The organism is Edaphobacter modestus (genome assembly GCF_004217555.1).
GTDB lineage: Bacteria > Acidobacteriota > Terriglobia > Terriglobales > Acidobacteriaceae > Edaphobacter > Edaphobacter modestus.
Window position 1 is genome coordinate 75,356 of sequence record NZ_SHKW01000001.1, and the last position, 16,835, is coordinate 92,190.

General features: G+C 54.8%; 15 protein-coding genes and 1 pseudogene. 4 read left to right on the forward strand and 12 right to left on the reverse strand.

The features are described from left to right. The first annotated feature begins 122 nt into the window (after window positions 1–122). The 4 genes from BDD14_RS00340 to BDD14_RS00355 all read left to right on the forward strand — a co-directional run bounded on the left by BDD14_RS00340 (window position 123) and on the right by BDD14_RS00355 (window position 5,228). Window positions 123–1,280 carry a hypothetical protein gene (locus BDD14_RS00340; protein ID WP_130417089.1) on the forward strand — a complete coding sequence of 386 codons (1,158 nt, stop codon included), beginning with the start codon at window positions 123–125 and terminating at the stop codon, window positions 1,278–1,280. Window positions 1,281–1,406: 126 nt separating this feature from the next. Then, a complete protein-coding gene (locus BDD14_RS00345; protein WP_130417090.1) occupies window positions 1,407–2,585 on the forward strand; it encodes a BamA/TamA family outer membrane protein in 1,179 nt (392 codons plus the stop codon). Beyond that, window positions 2,537–4,153 carry a hypothetical protein gene (locus BDD14_RS00350; protein WP_130417091.1) on the forward strand — a complete coding sequence of 539 codons (1,617 nt, stop codon included), beginning with the start codon at window positions 2,537–2,539 and terminating at the stop codon, window positions 4,151–4,153. Before BDD14_RS00345 ends, BDD14_RS00350 begins: the two co-directional genes overlap by 49 nt. Before the next feature lie 37 nt (window positions 4,154–4,190). Beyond that, window positions 4,191–5,228: a metallophosphoesterase gene (locus BDD14_RS00355; protein ID WP_130417092.1), complete on the forward strand. Its 1,038-nt coding sequence runs from the start codon at window positions 4,191–4,193 to the stop codon at window positions 5,226–5,228. A 17-nt stretch (window positions 5,229–5,245) separates the two neighbouring features. Here the strand turns inward: BDD14_RS00355 and BDD14_RS00360 are convergent, their stop codons facing one another. From BDD14_RS00360 to BDD14_RS34110, 12 genes and pseudogenes are all read right to left on the reverse strand, one after another. Next, a complete protein-coding gene (locus tag BDD14_RS00360; RefSeq protein WP_130417093.1) occupies window positions 5,246–6,610 on the reverse strand; it encodes an MlaD family protein in 1,365 nt (454 codons plus the stop codon). 4 nt (window positions 6,611–6,614) lie between these two features. Next, window positions 6,615–7,355: an ABC transporter ATP-binding protein gene (locus BDD14_RS00365; protein WP_130417094.1), complete on the reverse strand. Its 741-nt coding sequence runs from the start codon at window positions 7,353–7,355 to the stop codon at window positions 6,615–6,617. Beyond that, window positions 7,352–8,122: an MlaE family ABC transporter permease gene (locus BDD14_RS00370; protein ID WP_130417095.1), complete on the reverse strand. Its 771-nt coding sequence runs from the start codon at window positions 8,120–8,122 to the stop codon at window positions 7,352–7,354. Before BDD14_RS00370 ends, BDD14_RS00365 begins: the two co-directional genes overlap by 4 nt. Beyond that, window positions 8,106–8,972 carry a cytochrome c oxidase assembly protein gene (locus BDD14_RS00375; protein ID WP_130417096.1) on the reverse strand — a complete coding sequence of 289 codons (867 nt, stop codon included), beginning with the start codon at window positions 8,970–8,972 and terminating at the stop codon, window positions 8,106–8,108. Before BDD14_RS00375 ends, BDD14_RS00370 begins: the two co-directional genes overlap by 17 nt. A 10-nt stretch (window positions 8,973–8,982) precedes the next feature. Next, a complete protein-coding gene (locus BDD14_RS00380; protein WP_130417097.1) occupies window positions 8,983–10,458 on the reverse strand; it encodes a cytochrome b N-terminal domain-containing protein in 1,476 nt (491 codons plus the stop codon). Next, entirely contained in the window at window positions 10,446–11,048 is a 603-nt protein-coding gene (locus tag BDD14_RS00385; protein ID WP_242617626.1) for a QcrA and Rieske domain-containing protein, read from the reverse strand. The genes BDD14_RS00380 and BDD14_RS00385 overlap by 13 nt, the downstream gene beginning before the upstream one ends. A gap of 3 nt (window positions 11,049–11,051) precedes the next feature. Then, the gene (locus BDD14_RS00390) at window positions 11,052–11,762 is read right to left on the reverse strand and encodes a c-type cytochrome (protein ID WP_130417098.1); all 711 of its coding nucleotides are present in this window, start codon (window positions 11,760–11,762) and stop codon (window positions 11,052–11,054) included. Then, on the reverse strand, window positions 11,759–12,556 hold the full coding sequence (locus tag BDD14_RS00395) for a hypothetical protein (protein ID WP_130417099.1): 798 nt from the start codon (window positions 12,554–12,556) through the stop codon (window positions 11,759–11,761). Before BDD14_RS00395 ends, BDD14_RS00390 begins: the two co-directional genes overlap by 4 nt. Before the next feature lie 51 nt (window positions 12,557–12,607). Next, window positions 12,608–13,204, reverse strand: a complete 597-nt coding sequence (locus BDD14_RS00400; RefSeq protein WP_130417100.1) for a cytochrome c oxidase subunit 3 — start codon at window positions 13,202–13,204, stop codon at window positions 12,608–12,610. Then, entirely contained in the window at window positions 13,201–14,895 is a 1,695-nt protein-coding gene (gene ctaD / locus BDD14_RS00405) for a cytochrome c oxidase subunit I (protein WP_130417101.1), read from the reverse strand. The genes BDD14_RS00400 and ctaD overlap by 4 nt, the downstream gene beginning before the upstream one ends. A 15-nt stretch (window positions 14,896–14,910) precedes the next feature. Beyond that, on the reverse strand, window positions 14,911–15,948 hold the full coding sequence (gene coxB, locus BDD14_RS00410; protein ID WP_207231643.1) for a cytochrome c oxidase subunit II: 1,038 nt from the start codon (window positions 15,946–15,948) through the stop codon (window positions 14,911–14,913). Between the two features lie 265 nt (window positions 15,949–16,213). Beyond that, a pseudogene (locus BDD14_RS34110) lies at window positions 16,214–16,831 on the reverse strand (fumarylacetoacetate hydrolase family protein). Window positions 16,832–16,835 lie beyond the last annotated feature (4 nt).

The window sequence follows — 16,835 nt, forward strand, 5'->3', positions numbered from 1 at the left end:
GCTTCACAACTCGTCTTAGCGACAGTTCATTTCCGATTCTCGTACTGTCCTACTCGATTCTCATGATGCACTACGTCTTCAGTAGAGCGTTCAGGGATTCGTTGCTGGGATCTCGACTGCCGGTGTCCGAGCTTGCAGGCCTTACCTTCCTTGGCACATTGCTCGCAATCACGTTGAGTCTAGTCTGCTCTTTGTTCCTGCGATCAAGTGCCCGCATTCATGTAATTCGGTTCTTCTACCTGATAAATGCTGTTGCTGAGACCATCATCGCGTTCCAGTACCAAACACACAGTTGGATGCTGAGGGCGTATTACATCGAAGTGTCTGCCTCCACGGCAATTGGCTTGTCCCTGATCTGGGTATTAATTGGAGACTGGACGAGCAACTGCAACCAGGGCAATACCAACAAGGTGCCCTCGGTTCTCATCTCGGGCACGGCAGCGGGTATGTTTGCTGGTTTCGGGCTGGTCCATTTGCCTTCGGCAAGTAATTTCCGAGCATCGCTACTGATGTTGGCTGTGATGGATGTCTGTGTTTCCGCTTTCCTTCTCCTTCACAGAGACGGTAGTTGTGTGACAGCCGGTAAGAAGAGATTTGAAGATCTAAACGAAGTCGGCAAGCACTGGTCAAGCGCGGTCGTTCGAATGCTCGCGATCGTCACGATCCTCGGGGCCACCGCATCGACACTTCTGGATCTCGTATTTCGAGTACGAGTAGCAGAACACTTTGGTTCTCAGGCCGACCGAATCCACTTCTTGGGGGCACTGCAGGGGTTTCTTTGCCTCGGCGCGTTGCTCTCACAGTTTGCGGTCCGGCGGATTACGGGCGGTCCTTGGGCAAAGCGTTGTCTCACCCTTTACCCCGGCATCCTGACTGCGGCCGCACTGGCAAGCGTGGCGATGCCTGTCTTTCATGTGTTTGAGTTCCTTCGTATCGGGGAGTATTCACTGCGGAATTCAGCATCGCGTTGCGGTATTGAGATGGTCTACGCAGCGTTACCGGACAGGTTGCGAGTCGAGGTGCGTCCGCTCGTGGATGTGGTAGGTGAGCGTCTCGGCGATATGTCCGCAGCCGGCATATTGCACCTGCTCCTCTTGGGGCGCACTGGCATGAATTTCGGATACACCCTGCTCGTCGTTGCATCGCTCGGAACCGCTCTCTGGATCTGTAGTGAGTGGCTCTTGCGACGCGTGGATCACATGAAAGCTGTTGCGGAAAGTGATAACGAAACCCAACTGCCTCTTCAGAAGCTTGCTCGAGAGGGAGCAGTTCTCGCTTGACGAAAGGAAGATTGCTGCAGGAGGCAGACGATTATGACCAGAAATGTTTTTCGAACGATTGCAGTAAGTGCAACTATCGTACTAGGTTGCTTAAGCTGCGTGTCCAGTTTGGCGCAGGAGATCCAGGTGCCGTCCACAGGGGATACGGCCTCCGGAATCATCGACGCCGAGAAAGCCAAGGCAAAGTCCTTGAGCCCTGTCGCGCCATCGCACGGGGAGGAGGAGTTCGATCGATACGAAGAGAAGATCCTTGATCCACTCACCAATCCCAACAGTCTGACTTTCAAAGCTGGGGGGTTGCCCACCGGGGGAGGATTCTCCCTCGGCCCGCGGTACATCCGACGTGACTGGCTACACGAACATTTGATCAGCGACAGCTATCTGGTTGGCTCAACAAAGAAGTGGTACAAGGGGCAGTCAACTCTCGATTTCGTCGGGTTGATGGATAACCATCTGCAACTTACAGCAGCCGGTGCATACCAAAATGCGGCCTCTATGCCCTACTACGGAGAAGGCTCAAATTCCAGCAAGGACAACCGGAGTGACTTCCGCCGTGAATTCACGAGTGCACACTTCGGCGGCCAGTTCCATTTTCTCGATCAGAAGCTGTCGGCTGGTTACTCTGTCGGTGGTCTCCTCGTAAACGTCGGACCTGGGGATCAAGGTGGCTGGCCGTCAACAGACAAGATCTTCAACGAGGCCAACACACCGGGTCTGGAGAAGCAGTCGAATTTCATCACCGGAACGGCATCGATCACTGCCAATCTAACGACCCCAAGCTTCAGCAATCCCAAAGGGCTGATTCTCGAGGCCCAGGATACGCAGTTCTGGGATAGAAGCGGCAACAACTCGTCCTTTCATTTACTGCAGACCCAGGCTACGTATTACGTTCCTTTCATCAATGGGATGAGAACTCTTGCATTTCGAGCGCGCAACGAAACAACGTTTCACGCTGATGGACAGCAGGTCCCGTTCTATCTCCAGCCAACACTTGGCGGTCCCAATGACCTCCGGGGCTATGAGCGCTACCGGTATTACGGCAATGGCTCCTCTCTACTCAGCGGCGAGTACAAGTGGTCGGTCGCAGGAAGCGTCGAGATGGCCCTGTTCGGTGACGGCGGTAATGTCTACAGTCGTGCTGGCCTGATCGGGCTTCGTGAGTTGCGCGGTGACGGCGGTTTCGGTGTCAGGTTCAAAAACAAGCAGCAAGAGATTATGCGGTTCGACGTCGGCTTTTCGCCAGAAGGAGTCAAAGTATGGTTCGTCTTCAACAATGCGTTCGGAAGACTCTATCGTTCGTTCTAGTGGGTGTGGCTTGCCAGGCCACAGCAGGCATCGCTCAGCAGTACCGACCGGATGACCCTATCCAGAAAGTACCCGAGATCGGGACTGCACAAAACGCCGGAGTACAGAGCATCAATGCGATCTACGATTTTATGTACCACTCCGCGAAATACAAGACGCCTCCTGCGACACCAAGCCTGGGCGTCAATACTCTCGGAGAAGTTCCTGACTCGAGCTGGTTCACGAATCGTCTGCCGCTGAGGAGAGAGGAACTCCAGAAGGGAGTGCGGGTTCATGGTGGTCCGCAACCGCCGTTTACTGTCGTCGCTGCGAAGACCGAAGGGGTCACTCCTGGATTTCGCATCAAAGACAGTCGTGGTCTCACATACTTTATAAAAGTTGATCCTTCGACAAATCCCGAGATGGCGACCTCGGCCGATGTGATGGGCGCGCTCTTCCTCTATGCCGCTGGTTATAACGTCCCCGAAAATTACATCCTGCTCGCACACCGTGAAGACTTCCGCTTGTCGGAGAAGGCGACGATCACCGCGCTTTCTGGCAAGAAACACCCGATGAATCGTTCTCAACTCGAGAAGATTCTGGATGCGGTGCCGGTAGAGTCCGATGGCCGCGTACGGCTGATGGCCAGTCTTTCTATGTCGGGCCGCATCATCGGGCCCTTCCGATACGAGTTCGTGCGGAGCGACGACCCAAATGACTTGATTCCGCACGACCGCCGCCGCGATCTTCGCGGTCTCGAGGTTCTGTTTGCGTGGCTCAATCACACGGATGCGAAAGGAGACAACAGCCTCGATTCTGTTGAAGGAAAGGGATCCGATGCCAGAATCGTTCACCATCTTCTCGACTTTGGAGACTCATTCGGGAGCGACAGCGATATCGCCAAGGATCCTCGGCATGGGCAGGAGTTCTGGCTGCCCACGAGCCGAGAACAAGCTAACCGCGCTATGACGCTTGGACTCGTCCCGACTTCCTGGGAGAAAGCGAAGTATCCGCACCATCTGCCGGCAGCAGGAAACTTCACAACGACAGGCTTCGACCCGCTGACATGGAAGCCTAACTATCCGAACCCTGCGTTTCTCGAAATGACGCCACAAGACGCATATTGGGGAGCCAAACGGGTGATGTTCTTCAGTAATGAAGACATTCGAGCCATCGTGGAACAGGGTCAGTTCTCCAATCCCGAAGTAACGGATTACATCACGAAGATTCTCATCGCTCGTCGAGATCTTATTGGGAAGGCATGGTTTTCACAGGTGGCGCCTCTTGAGGACTTCGTCGTCGCAGATGGAAGACTGCGCTTCACCGACCTGGGAGAGAAGTATGGGGTTCTTTCAGCTTCCATTTACAGCTACTCCTGGTTTTCATTCGACAATCAGTCGGGCCACAAGTCGCCAGTTGCAGGTGTTTCGTCCGACGCGGTTCCGGCGGCTCTGACATCCTCAAGCGAAGGTAGCTTTATGGGATGCACGTTGACCGATACGATACAAATGCACCGGACGGTAACAGTTGTGTTCAGAAGAGACGGTGATCAGTGGAAGCCCGTAGGGATCGAGAGAACGCCCCTATAGCAAAGACCGAGAGGCAAGGTGCTGCGAAGGAGCCAGAATGGATGACTTGGTGAAGGCGGGCGGTGGAGGAGAGTGGAGCCGAAGACGATTTCTCCTCCAGACAGCAAAGTTCTCTGCCCTCGCGTTCCTCGGTTCTCCTCTGGCTCTGGCAGAATTGTCGGTCCCTGCTACTCTTCCGGATCCAAAGTCGAACCACATTCTAATGCTCGGCGACTGGGGAACAGTAACGGAGCCTGGGCAACAGATCGCCGTCGCCAATGCAATGAAGCGATGGGTCTCCGAGAACAGCATCCGTCCGGACGCGCTCCTGATGTTGGGCGACAACTTTTATGGTGAGATGCCTGATGGGGTGAATTCCCGTCGATGGATCACACAATTCGAACAGATGTATCCCTCAACGCTCTTTCCTGGCCCCGCATATGCGGTGCTCGGCAATCACGATTATGAGACTTTTCGCGGGAACAAAGTTGAAGCTGAGCTTGCGTATGCCAAGCAGAGCTCCCGATGGACGATGCCACGACGCTCGTATAGTGTGAAGCTGCCGAATGAGAATCCTCTTCTCACACTCATCTGCCTGGATTCGAATATCCCGGGGAGCAAGGGGTATGACCTTTGGCCATGGAGCTTTGTGCTTACCAGGCAGCAACACGATGAACAGCAACAATGGCTCGAGGCAGAGCTCGCGAAGCCCCGTACCACTGCGTTCTTAGCGGTTGCGGCACATCATCCGCTGTACAGCAATGGACAGCATTGCGATAACCCAAAGTTGATTGCGCAGTGGGATTCTCTGCTGCGGCGCCACAATGTCGATCTATACCTCTCCGGCCATGATCACGATCTGCAGCATCTTGAGTTCAAAGGTCATCCCACGTCATTTGTCATCTCAGGTGGAGGAGGGGCGGAGCTCGTCGGATGGACAACGCAGCCCCAGGAGCGAGGACCATGGGGTCTTCGCGCGTTAGGATTTACCGACTTGCAGATCTCAAAGGAGGAAGTGTTGGTCAGACATATCGGCAAGGATGCAACCGTCCTTTACGAGTTCAAAAAGCCGGTCAACATCATGGAACGCTCGTGATCACGCAGCCGAACAGACTACTTCTTCTCAGCGACCAGAATGCATATGCCGGACCAACGATCATGGCCCAATCCCGGCGGGGGGGTCGCGCTCAGGGGCATAACGCCCACATTCTTGGAGGTGAATGGGTATCGTGCCTCGAGGTAATTTCGAACTAGCTGTGCTCGAGCGTAGGACCAGGAAAGAGCATCGGCTGACACCGCGGCATCGGAATATCCCTCGATCACAATGGGGTGCGTGAAGATCGCCTCTCCAAACAATGCAACGGCGGCATCGATAGCATGCTTCCCGTCTGTGCTCAACTCCTCCGCGCCATGTGGCCCACGCCGAAATAATCCGTCAGCCTGCAGCCAGGCACGTGGGCTCTGGGTGCTTGCAAACAGCTTACTGCGCCTATATTCCTGGGGGGACAGACTGCTCAGTGTGTAGTAGCCGCGATGGTTGAAGAAGCCCTTAAAGAAGAAGTTGTGCTTGATGGCCTCGGTATCTTCTGCCATGTTGCCTGTCGCAACGTTGACATTGGTCAGCGCTTCACTCACGTTCTGACCTGCAGTGACACCATTTGCATCGGGCCCTAAAGCCTGGGTCAGACTTTGCTGGACTTGTTGGACGGTCTCATCAGCCCGAGTTGATGCGGAACGAATCTGTGTCAGTGTGTCGTCAAGCTTCTGAGGTAGCTGACGCTGCTGAACATCTGCAATAAGGTTATCTACTCGGCCCGAGGCCCGATTGAGGTTCGAGGTTGTCGACTGCACGCTCGACATGGTCTCTCGAATCTGGCCTGCCATCTTCTCATCCCGGAGAAGCATACCGGCTGGTCCGCGGCCCTCTTTAAGGCCTACGAGCAGATCATTCGCGTTACCCACCGCGCCGTTGACGCCGTCCAGTGCAACGTTCAGTTTGCCGCCAACCTGCTTTATCGTTGCATCCGCATCGTTCATGATCCCGAGACCATGGCTGAGCAGGTCGGAAATGCTTACGGGAGGTTTGCTTTGCAGCACCGAGTCGGCTTGCGCGATCGCCGCATTCGGGGAACCAGAATGGATCGTCAGGAACGTGTTACCTACCACGCCTTCTGTATCGATCGTTACGACGGAGTCGGTTCGAACCAGGCCATGAAGCTGCTCGTCGACCTTCATCTGGACACGAAAATGACCAGTTGGCGAACGAGGTACTTCTATCCCGGTCACCTGGCCTGCGTCCATGCCTGCAACCTGCACCTTCGAACCCTTAGTGACGCCATCAAGATCGGCGAACTCGGTATACAGCAGCACGTGGCGCGAGAAAGCCTCACGACGACTCCCAACGAGGAAGATCCCGAGAGCGAACAACGTCACGCCGGCGATGATGAAGATTCCTACTGCGAGATATCGTCTAGACATTGGTTCACTCCATAATCAGTTTGCGAGCGACTTCGTTTTCGCTCTGGCTTACCTCGTCTACCGAGCCGAAGGCGACAAGATTTCCTTTGTCGAGCACGGCGACCCGGTCAGCTACCCTGCGGGCCCCGTGCACATCATGTGTCACGATGATTAGAGCTGTCCCGTGTTCGGTCTTGCACCGCATGAGAAGCTCATCGATCTCAGAGGCGGTGATACGATCCAACCCACTGCTCGGCTCATCAGCCAGCAGAATCTTCGGTTCAAGCACCAACGCTCTGGCGAGGCCGGCCCTCTTCTTCATACCTCCCGAGAGTGCGGATGGATATTTCGCACCATCTGCTCCCAGGCCGACATCGGTAAGAACACGGTGGACCACGTCGTCAATCTCGTCCTTGGATTTCCTGGTCAGTCTGCTGAGTGGCAATGCAAGGTTTTCGTAGAGGGTTAGGGAATCAAAGAGAGCGGCATCCTGAAATAGGTATCCCAGCTTTTTGCGAACGCGAGACAGACGTTTCTCGCCCATACCGACAACGTTGTCCTGATCAACCCAGACCTCTCCCGAGTCGGGGCGCATGAGAGCCATGATCAGTTTGAGGGTGACGCTCTTACCAGTACCGCTGCGACCGAGCAGACACAAGGCCTGACCTTGATCGATATGAAAAGACACGTCATTCAGTACGCGTTTTGGACCGAACGACTTCATCACACGCTTAAACTCCACCGCGATGGTCTGGGACTGGCTCATATGGCCGTCTCCGGGAAGAGGAAGAAGATGCACTTGATCAGCAATACGTCAGCAACAATGATCAGCAGACAAGACAGAACAACACTGTTAGTAGCAGCTTCACCGACGCCCTGCGCTCCCTTGTCCGTCGTATAGCCGAAGTAGGAAGAGACGGAGCCGATAATGAAACCGAATACGGCGGTTTTCAGAGTAGGCGCAATGAAGTTTGCCCACTGAAGATAGTCAAATGCGCGATTAATGTAGAGTGTCGGCGCTATATGAGAGGAGAGCTCTTCTGAGAGGAAGCCTCCCAGCAGGCCTGCGAAATCCATGAAAAGTGTCAGGAAGGGAAGAGCGATCACACAGGCCAGGACTCGAGGCACGACCAGGAACTTGAACGAGTCAATCGATAGCGATTCGATAGCGTCAATCTGCTCAGAGGCCCTCATGTTTGCAAGGACCGCACCGATTCCTGAACCGACTCGACCCGCGAGCAGCAATCCCGCTACCAATGGCCCGATTTCGACGAAGAAGGATACTGCCTGCACGGCCGGTATCATGGCCGTGGCGCCAAACATCACCAGGGTGCTTCTTGTGTGAAGAGTCATGATGGCTCCCAGGGCGAAGCCGGACACGACGATGAGGGTGAGTGATTTGTTTCCCACTTCTGCGATCTGACGGAAAAATTGGGCAAATTCGAACGGAGGTCTGAGGGAATCAGCGACGATCCGCAGACTAAACAACGCCATCTTCCCGACGAACTCAAATAAATTACTGAGCCAGCGCACGTGCCCTCTCCAGTCCCGTCTTCTCGTTCACGAGTCGACCGTTCGCCAAGAATCGAGTAGTCAGATAGATGGCGGGAACAAGAAACACCAAAGACCCAAATACCCACATGAAAGCCCCCGCTGCGATCTGATCCTTCAACGCGTCGATTCCGAAGGGCCGTTCGACAACTCCATAGCTCGGGTAGAGCAACCGCCCTGAAAAACACAGGAATGCTGACAAACCAGTGTTTACAAAATCCGATGTCAAAAGGTATGGAATGATCATCCAGGAGTTCAATCGACGTCGTGCCGGCCAGGGCTGCACGATGGGCCACCAAAAGATGAGGCTCGTCGCAAAAAAGCAGAAATGCTCGAAGTTGTGCCAGTTTTCCGAGGCCAATGCGAATTCGTAGGCTTTCGGAATGTGCCAGCCAACATAAGTGAGGTTCATCGCGAGCCATGCAAATGGCAGGCGGGAAAAGAGCTCCTGAACCCAGTGCACGACCGAAGACCGAAAGATCGGTCCCCCTATCCAGCGAACGATCGGACCCGGTAGTCCGCGCAGCATAGGGACGAACGGGCACCCTAACACAATGAGCGCAGGAGCCACCGACATCAGCACGAAGTGCTGAGCCATGTGCATGAAGAGCAGTGTCTCGCTGTAAGTGTCGAGTGACGAAGAAACCGCCAAGAAGATGGCAAAGAGTCCCGTAAGGAAGGAGAAGAGCCGCCACTCAGGGATCTGCTTTGGTCGAGTGCGCTTAAGGGCCAGCCAACCTCGCACATAAATGAAGCCCACAGCCACGAGGGTGCCCGTGACTGCGGGAGGGATATCCCAATCGGTAATGAGACTCAGCCAAGAGGTCTCCAACTAGCCTCCTTCACGGTTTGGGCGCGGGCTCTGCCATGGCTGCCTGATGGGATGCATCTGCGGCCGGTGGCTGATTGAGGGGATGCAGGGTTCCCAGAAACTGAACGAGAGCGGTGGTCTCGGATGGGCTCAGGTTCTTGCCATACGCCGGCATGTTGCCGCCGCCCTGTAATACCTGCCGAATCAGTTGATCCTCCGTGAGACGCGTTGCGACAAGGTCCAGAGCCGGACCACGCTGTCCGCCAACGCCTGCAATCGCGTGACAGTTACGGCATTGCTTCGACTGAAAGACGATAGCGCCTTGCCGTTGGAGCGGGCTGAGATCGTGCGTGTAACGGGAGGGGACCGGCGGACCGCCGCTCCATGCATTCATCTTCGGGCTCCAGGGCGTGAAGGTCCCAAGATGCGTTAACACACCCCATGCGACGGCTACGGTAGTCAACATGATGATTGCGACTGGTCGCTTATGCCAGCTCTTCTCACCTTCACCCGCGTAAAACGGAAGGGCTGCAAGTCCTGCGATTCCCAGCACAGGGGCGATCAGGAGAAACGGTGTTTCCAGGCTGGGAGGAAGATAAGACAATACTGCGTAAAGCCACAGGAAGAAGAAGTCGGGTTTCGGCGCAGTCTGAATGATCGTTGGATCCGGCTGCCCTCCCGGTCCGTAAGGTCCAAACACGGCTGCACAAACGGCGACCGCTGCCAGGATCGCCGCCGAGAAGAAGGCGTCCTTCCAAACAGCTCCAGGCACGAATGGCCGGCCGTCCTTCTTCGTCAGCTCATGGTATTCCGTCAGGTACGTAGAGCGGCGAACGATACGGCCAGGCATCGGCCATTCGTTGATTCCGAGCTTGACGACCATCCACACGTGGAGGCACGCGAAGGCAAACAGCATCCCCGGGATAACGAAGACATGAAAGGCGAAGAATCTGGAGAGTGTTGCTCCGGCGATGATAGGGCCGCCTAACATCATGTGGACCGCAATATTGCCGATGAAGGGCACGCGGCTCGCAATGGATGCTCCAATGCCGAGCCCCCAGTAAGCATCCTGATCGAAACGTAGCACTTGGCCTGTGAACGCCATCCCGAGTGTCAAGAGCAGCAGGAACACTCCGAGAACCCAGGTCAGTTCTCTAGGGAACTTATATGCACCGAAGAGGAAAACCTGGGCCATGTGGATCAACACGACGGCAACCATGAAGTTCGATCCCCAGCCGTGCATCGCACGCAGGAACCATCCAAGAGTTAATTGGTGGTTCAGAACATTCAGGCTGTTCCATGCCTGTCCGGCGGAGGGCACATATACAAGCGCAAGCAGGATCCCGGTCACAATCTGAAGCATCAGCAGGACAAAGGCGGCACTCCCGAAGACGTACCACCAACTGGCGGTCTTGTTCGGGACAGGGTGGAGAGCCATCTCTTTGATGGGCTCGCCGAGCTGCAGACGGCTATCAAACCAGGTGTACAGAGCCTTCAACCGGCGCATGACGATCCCCCCTGCGCGTTCTCAATCTGAATGAGCTTGGCTGTGTTTGACAGGGTAGGCATTTGACCAGCGTTGATCTGAATGGCCCCATCAACGATCTTGGTGTCGTAGGTGAATAGCCCTCGCTCTGGTGGACCTGAGGCTCGACTTCCGTCTGCATAGTAGGCGCCGCCGTGGCAAGGACACATAAACAAGCCCGATTGTGGAAACCACCTAACTGGGCACCCCAGGTGGGCACAATTGATTGCGAACACCTGGAACTCTTTATTCGAGATCCGGCGTACCCAGCAGGCTACTCGATCGGTTTCACCGTCCCATGCACGGCTAACTGGGTTCGTAAACTTCGCCAGACGCGTCTCACCGACAGGAAATGTATCGACAGACCCGAGCGACACCCAGGACTTGTATGCGTCGTCAGACTTTACGGGTGAGAGGAGGTATTTAACTACCGGCACTGCGACCGCAACGCCAACTACGGCGTTGAAGAGCGCGCCCACCTTCAGTAGCAACCACCGCCTCGACACCGTCAATGGGTCAACAGGCGTCTGCTCTTCCTCATGTTGTCCGACAGGCAGTTTCTCTTCACTCACAAATCACCTCTTAGTGCTTGTCTCGGGATATGGCTGGCCCGGAGTATCGCTTCGCAACGAATGGAGATACGTAATGACGTCGGTCACATCCTCATCATTCGGGGGCTGGCCCGGACGAACCTGCTTCCAGTCCGGGTGACCAAGATCGGGACGCCCCGCGATGACGATGGTCCGCAGGCTCTGATCGCTTACAAGGGACAAATAGCTGGCGTCCGTGATCTTCTGCTGCCCCTGCTGATGGCAAGATGAGCAACTTACCCGGAAAATGTTCTGTCCGCGTTCGACATTGCCTATTGCGGATGAAGAATACGGAGGCATGTTTGCCGCACTGTGATCCGTGTGATTCCAGCGCGCGCGCATGCCTGCAACGAGGACGTCAACCTGCTGAGGAGTAAGGAAACCGCCAGCTGACTCTCCAAACGAAGGCATTTGTGTTCCCGGCATCCCGGACGTGATCCAGTGCCTCAATGACGCGTCATCAACAAGTGCCTGATATTTCGGATTGGCCAGATCAAGAGCTGGTCCTCCAGAACCGTTTTCTCCATGGCAGGCGGAGCAGTTCTGCTTGTACAGTCGGTCAAACGATGCGACATTTTCGGGACGCATCAGCTCTTCCTGATCGTTTGGCGGCCCGATTTTCCGATCGCATCCCAAACTGCCTACAAGCAGGGTGAGGGGAACAATCGACAGTATTGCTCTTGCAGTAAACTTCATCGTCGATCTCCCGTCGGGCCTTTGAAATCTTTGGCTTCGATTCCCATACGAAGAATGAACGGCAAGGTTTGATGAGTTCTGATTTTCCCCGATCTCGTAACGACGACGCCGGCTACGATGCCGAAGACTATCTCGGAGAGAGCGAACCAGCCCCACGCGATTCTGGCGTTGAACGCCGGATTCACAAATCCGAGGATCGAGTGAAGAAGACCTGTCCACAGGAGCGGAGCAACTATCCCGCCAAGAAGGATCGGCCGACGAGGCCACATTGGCAGCATTGCTCCGTAGAGTAGGCCGATTAGTGTGCAAATTGCGGTATGAATGATCGTTGCCGTAATCAAACCATTCCAGTGAAAGGCCGCAATGTCGGCGGTAGTAGCGTTTGTCCAGTGCGCAACGCCCGCACCGCCAAGCAGATTCACTGCGTACCAGATACTGTGCTGTGTAAGATATCCGTAAAGGAGAGCGGGGAAGATCATGACGATTCCCCCTGCTATTCCTCCACGGAGTCCAGAGGTCACGGCATAACTTTCAACGGGAAGGAACGCCCGGTGAACTTCACTGACCTGGATGTGCGCCACCTGGGTCCTCACGCTTGATGGCGTGAACTGTCTTGCCTTAACCGGGATCATTTCGTGATGTTCCTCGGGAAGGACTTGCTTTGCCCATCCGGCAACGGCACAGCAGACAAGGACAAGGCCTCCAATGCCGACTCCAACACTCGTCACAAGGCTCGCGAAGGAGAGCGTGATGCCGAAGGCGAGAAGAATCGGCCACGCCGTACTTGCCGGCATCTCAATAGGCTCTCTTTGACTTTGTTCCGCTTTGCCGTCATTCACCACAAGTCACCGTCCGATCAGGTAAACGACTGTAAATACCACGATCCACACGGCATCCACGAAGTGCCAATAAAGGGCAACAACTCCGAAGCGCTCACTTTGCCGCGAGTCAACCCAGCCGAAAAGAGAGAAGATAAAGATCGAGGTAAGAAGAAACAGCCCGACTACGACGTGGGTTGCGTGAAGTCCCACCAGAGAGTAGAACGTCGTGCCAAACAGGTTTGTGCTGACGGTCAGCCCGTCCTGACAGATCAGCTTCTTCCATTCAAGCGCTGTGCCTGCTAGGAAGACTGCCGCAAGTGCGATTGTGGCGCCCATCCAAACGGTAAAGCTTCCCATTCGGTCATCTTCGATGGCTTTTTCTGCGCGCCAGATCGTAATGCTGCTAGACAACAGGCAGATCGTGGCAAGAATTGGAATTTCCAATACCTGCGCAGGTGTTGGCCCCGAGAGGCTCTTGCCCATATAGAAGACATAGGCAACAACGAAGATGGTGAAGATCGCACTCTCACCAACAATTAGCGCCGTCATACCGACTCGACGTTTGCTGGGAAGATGCCACTCGGCATTATGTCCTGGGTGACTGACCGGTATAGAACTCATGACTCGTACTCCCAATCTGGATCGTCTGGATGCTTCAGGTCCCACAGAGGCCGGCGGCTGTGCACTTCCGGTTCTTCTTCAAAGTTGTAGACAGGAGGCGGGGAGGATGTAGTCCATTCGAGGGTCCAGGCGTCCCATGGATCGTCGCCAGCGACTTCGCCACGCCAGTAAGAAACGATGAAGTTGTATGCAAAGATCAGGACCGCTATTCCCTGGATCAGTCCTCCGATGGACACGACCAGATTGAGGAAGTTCCATCCACGATCCGGCTGATACGTGTAGATCGATCGCGGCATTCCCATCAGACCGAGAAAGTGCATGGTGTCGAACGTGATGTGGAAGCCGATGACAAAAAGCCAGAAATGCCATTTACCGAGTGTCTCGCCCATCAATCGCCCGGTAGCTTTGGGGTACCAGTAATAGATACCTGCGAAGATGCAGAACACGATAGCGCCGACAAGCACATAGTGAAAATGTGCGATCACGAAATATGAGTTATGGAGCTGCCAGTCCCACGGCGACACGGAGAGCATGATCCCAGTCAATCCCGCGATCAGGAATTGAAAGAGGAAGCCAATGCAGAACAGCATCGGTGTTGTGAAGCGTATTCGACCGCCCCATAGAGTAGCGATCCAATTGAATATCTTGATTCCGGTTGGGACACCGACAAGCATCGTCGAAAGAGTGAAAAAGGCATTTGAAACCGAGGTCATGCCAACAGTGAACATGTGGTGCGCCCACACGCTCAGACTGACAAACATGATTGCCACCGAAGCTGCAACCATCGCTGGGTAGCCGAAGATCGCCTTACGGCAAAACACCGGGATAACCTCGTTTGCAATCGCAAATGCCGGAAGCACCAGGACGTAGACTTCGGGATGACCGAAGATCCAGAAGAAGTGGATCCAGATCAACGATGAACCTCCAGCTTGTGTATCGAAGAAGTGGCCACCCAGATAGCGATCGATGAGCAACATGAACTGCGCTGCGGTAAGCGGAGTGATCGTAACCAACGTCAGCATGCTCACTATGAGAAGCAACCAGGTGAAAAGAGGCATTCTCATGAGAGTCATCCCTTTGCAGCGCATCGAGATGATCGTTGCAATAATGTTTATTGCGGTGCCAAGCGTTCCGAATCCACTAACAATCAATGCGAGTGCCCAATAATCGGTCGCGTGACCAGGAGAGAAGGCGCGCAAGGTGAGGGGAGCGTAGGCGAACCAACCGACGTCTGGGGCGTTTCCCACTCCGTAGAGTCCGGCTCCGCCAAGAAAGCTGTAATACAGCAGGGACCCACCGAAAGCCGTCAGCCAGAAGCTAAAGGCATTCAGTCTGGGAAAGGCCATATCACGGGCCCCAATCTGGAGCGGCACGATGTAATTTGCGAATCCAAAGAGGAAAGGCATTCCGACCAGGAACACCATAGTCGTGCCGTGCATCGTGAAGAAGCGGTTATAGACCTGCGCACTCAAAACGTGATTCTGGGGATAGGCGAGCTGAATGCGAATCATCAGGGCCTCGGCCCCTGCGACGAGCAGAAAGAAGGTCGAGTACAAAATGTAAAGAATCCCAAGGCGTTTATGGTCGACTGTCACTACCCATCCGTGAAGTTTCTCGAGGAAGGTGCTCCGCTCCGATGCGGAAGTACTCGGGTCGATCACTTGGCTGACTGGTAGTGCGTAATCGCTCATATCAGAATCCTGTCGTCACTTCAGGGTTTCGAGATAGGCAGTGACTTGATTCAACTGCTCATCAGTAAGCTGCATCGCGGGCATCAACGCGCCGCGCTTGAACGTGTCTGGCGATTTGATCCATTGGCGGAGATTCGCCGGAGTGTTGTCGATTGCGCCGGAGGCCAGCGTCGCCCGGCTCATGAGATGTGTGAGGTCAGGTCCGAAACGTCCAGTCGCCGCTGTGCCTGAGACTGTGTGGCAGTTCATGCACGCCTGCCTTTCGAAGACCATTCTTCCTGCTTCTACGGCCGAGTCCTGCGGGGCGGGGTGCTGCTGATTCTTGATCCAGGTATCGAACTGCTCCGGCGTGTCGACATATACGCGCAACAACATCATTGCGTGTTGCGTACCGCAGAACTGAGCGCACTGGCCGAGGTAGAGCCCCGGCTTCTGGGGATCCATCCACATTGTATTCACATGATTCGCGATCAAATCTGTCTTTCCAGCCAATTGAGGAATCCAGAAGCTGTGGTTGACATCTGCAGAAGTCAACTTGAGGAAGGTCGCTGCGGGCGCAGCGTCGGAACTGACTGGAATGTGGAGTTCGTTTGCGGTGACTACGCCGTATTTCGGGTATCGAAATTCCCACCAGAACTGATGCCCGATCGCTGTGACATCGAGAGCTGTCTTTGGCTTTGGCGCGTCCTGAATCGCGAAGATGATGCGTGCCGTCGTAAGGAAGAGGATGACCACAATTAGAACGGGGATCACGGTCCACGCCAATTCAATTTGCGTGCTGCCGTAGATTTGAGCCGGCTCGCCCAGGGGATCGGTCTTCCGTGCCCGAAACCGATACAGGGCAACTGCGAGTAACCCGCCTACGACCAGGAATATTCCCCCGGTAATTGCGACGACAAAGACCGCCAAATCAAATATCTGATGCGCGGGTGTTGATGCTGGAGCAAGCGTAGATGGAGTTGTCCCTTGTGCAATCAACATGGGGCTCGTCAGAAGAAGCCACGCTGAGGCACTACTACGGCGAATCAAACGTTGCGCATGGCGCGTCTGCATCTTTGTTCACCTCCTCCGCAACACAAGTCTCGGCATGTATGAATTCACATTCCGCAACGCAATCGTTGGTCGACCTGTCAAAGCGCGGCGTCTGACAGCCTGATAGTAGCAATCAGGTGAAACCGTCGAAATTACATGTTCCTGCTAGAAGTGCTGCGAAGAATACATGGGGTCCTCGAACGGTTGTACAGGTTGCGTGGCTAAGACTCAGGAGGGCCACGCCGCAGCTAAAGCTGTGGCGGCAGCAAATCTGATCGATGGGTTGTTACGCTTCGGCGATCACCGGATTGATTAACTGTCCGATCCCTTCAATCTCAGTAACGATGGTCTCGCCCGGCCGCAGCCAACGATGAGGTGTACGGCCAAGCCCCACTCCTGAAGGAGTTCCCGTGCTGATGATGTCTCCTGGTTGGAGAGGAGTGATGGAGGAGATATAGGTGATGAGGTCGGGAATCCGGAAGATCAGTTCTCGCGTATTGGAGTGCTGCAGCAGCTCGCCGCCGATAGTCAATTTGATGTTGAGGGAATGTGGATCAGGGACCTCATCTTTGTTACGATCGCAGGTCCAAGGGGCGCGAAGGTGTCGAAGCTCTTCCCAACGACCATTGAGAGGTTGATATTTGAATGTCGCGCGCGCTCAGGTCATTCATGATCGTGTAACCGAAGAGTGTTCCTGCCATCGGTCCGCAGAAATGTTTTTTCCGCCCTTGCCGATGACAAATGCAAATTCAACTTCGTAGTCAGGTTGCTGGGTGAGCTTAGGCAGTACGACCGTCGAATGCGGTCCGTTTAACGCTGACGTGAGCTTCAGGAAATAGTAGGAACCCTCGGTATCGTCTGATGCGTTTCGATGGCATGATCTCGATAAGCTAGCCCAAGACAAAAAT

What these genes read in the sequence shown, in the direction of transcription:
- BDD14_RS00365 (WP_130417094.1), bottom strand. Translation starts at nt 7,355, where the DNA reads ATGAGCCAGTCCCAGACCATCGCGGTGGAGTTTAAGCGTGTGATGAAG.
- BDD14_RS00395 (WP_130417099.1), bottom strand. Translation starts at nt 12,556, where the DNA reads ATGCCGGCAAGTACGGCGTGGCCGATTCTTCTCGCCTTCGGCATCACG.
- ctaD (WP_130417101.1), bottom strand. Translation starts at nt 14,895, where the DNA reads ATGAGCGATTACGCACTACCAGTCAGCCAAGTGATCGACCCGAGTACT.
- BDD14_RS00360 (WP_130417093.1), bottom strand. Translation starts at nt 6,610, where the DNA reads ATGTCTAGACGATATCTCGCAGTAGGAATCTTCATCATCGCCGGCGTG.
- BDD14_RS00355 (WP_130417092.1), top strand. Translation starts at nt 4,191, where the DNA reads ATGGATGACTTGGTGAAGGCGGGCGGTGGAGGAGAGTGGAGCCGAAGA.
- coxB (WP_207231643.1), bottom strand. Translation starts at nt 15,948, where the DNA reads ATGCAGACGCGCCATGCGCAACGTTTGATTCGCCGTAGTAGTGCCTCA.
- BDD14_RS00390 (WP_130417098.1), bottom strand. Translation starts at nt 11,762, where the DNA reads ATGAAGTTTACTGCAAGAGCAATACTGTCGATTGTTCCCCTCACCCTG.
- BDD14_RS00400 (WP_130417100.1), bottom strand. Translation starts at nt 13,204, where the DNA reads ATGAGTTCTATACCGGTCAGTCACCCAGGACATAATGCCGAGTGGCAT.
- BDD14_RS00350 (WP_130417091.1), top strand. Translation starts at nt 2,537, where the DNA reads ATGGTTCGTCTTCAACAATGCGTTCGGAAGACTCTATCGTTCGTTCTA.
- BDD14_RS00380 (WP_130417097.1), bottom strand. Translation starts at nt 10,458, where the DNA reads ATGCGCCGGTTGAAGGCTCTGTACACCTGGTTTGATAGCCGTCTGCAG.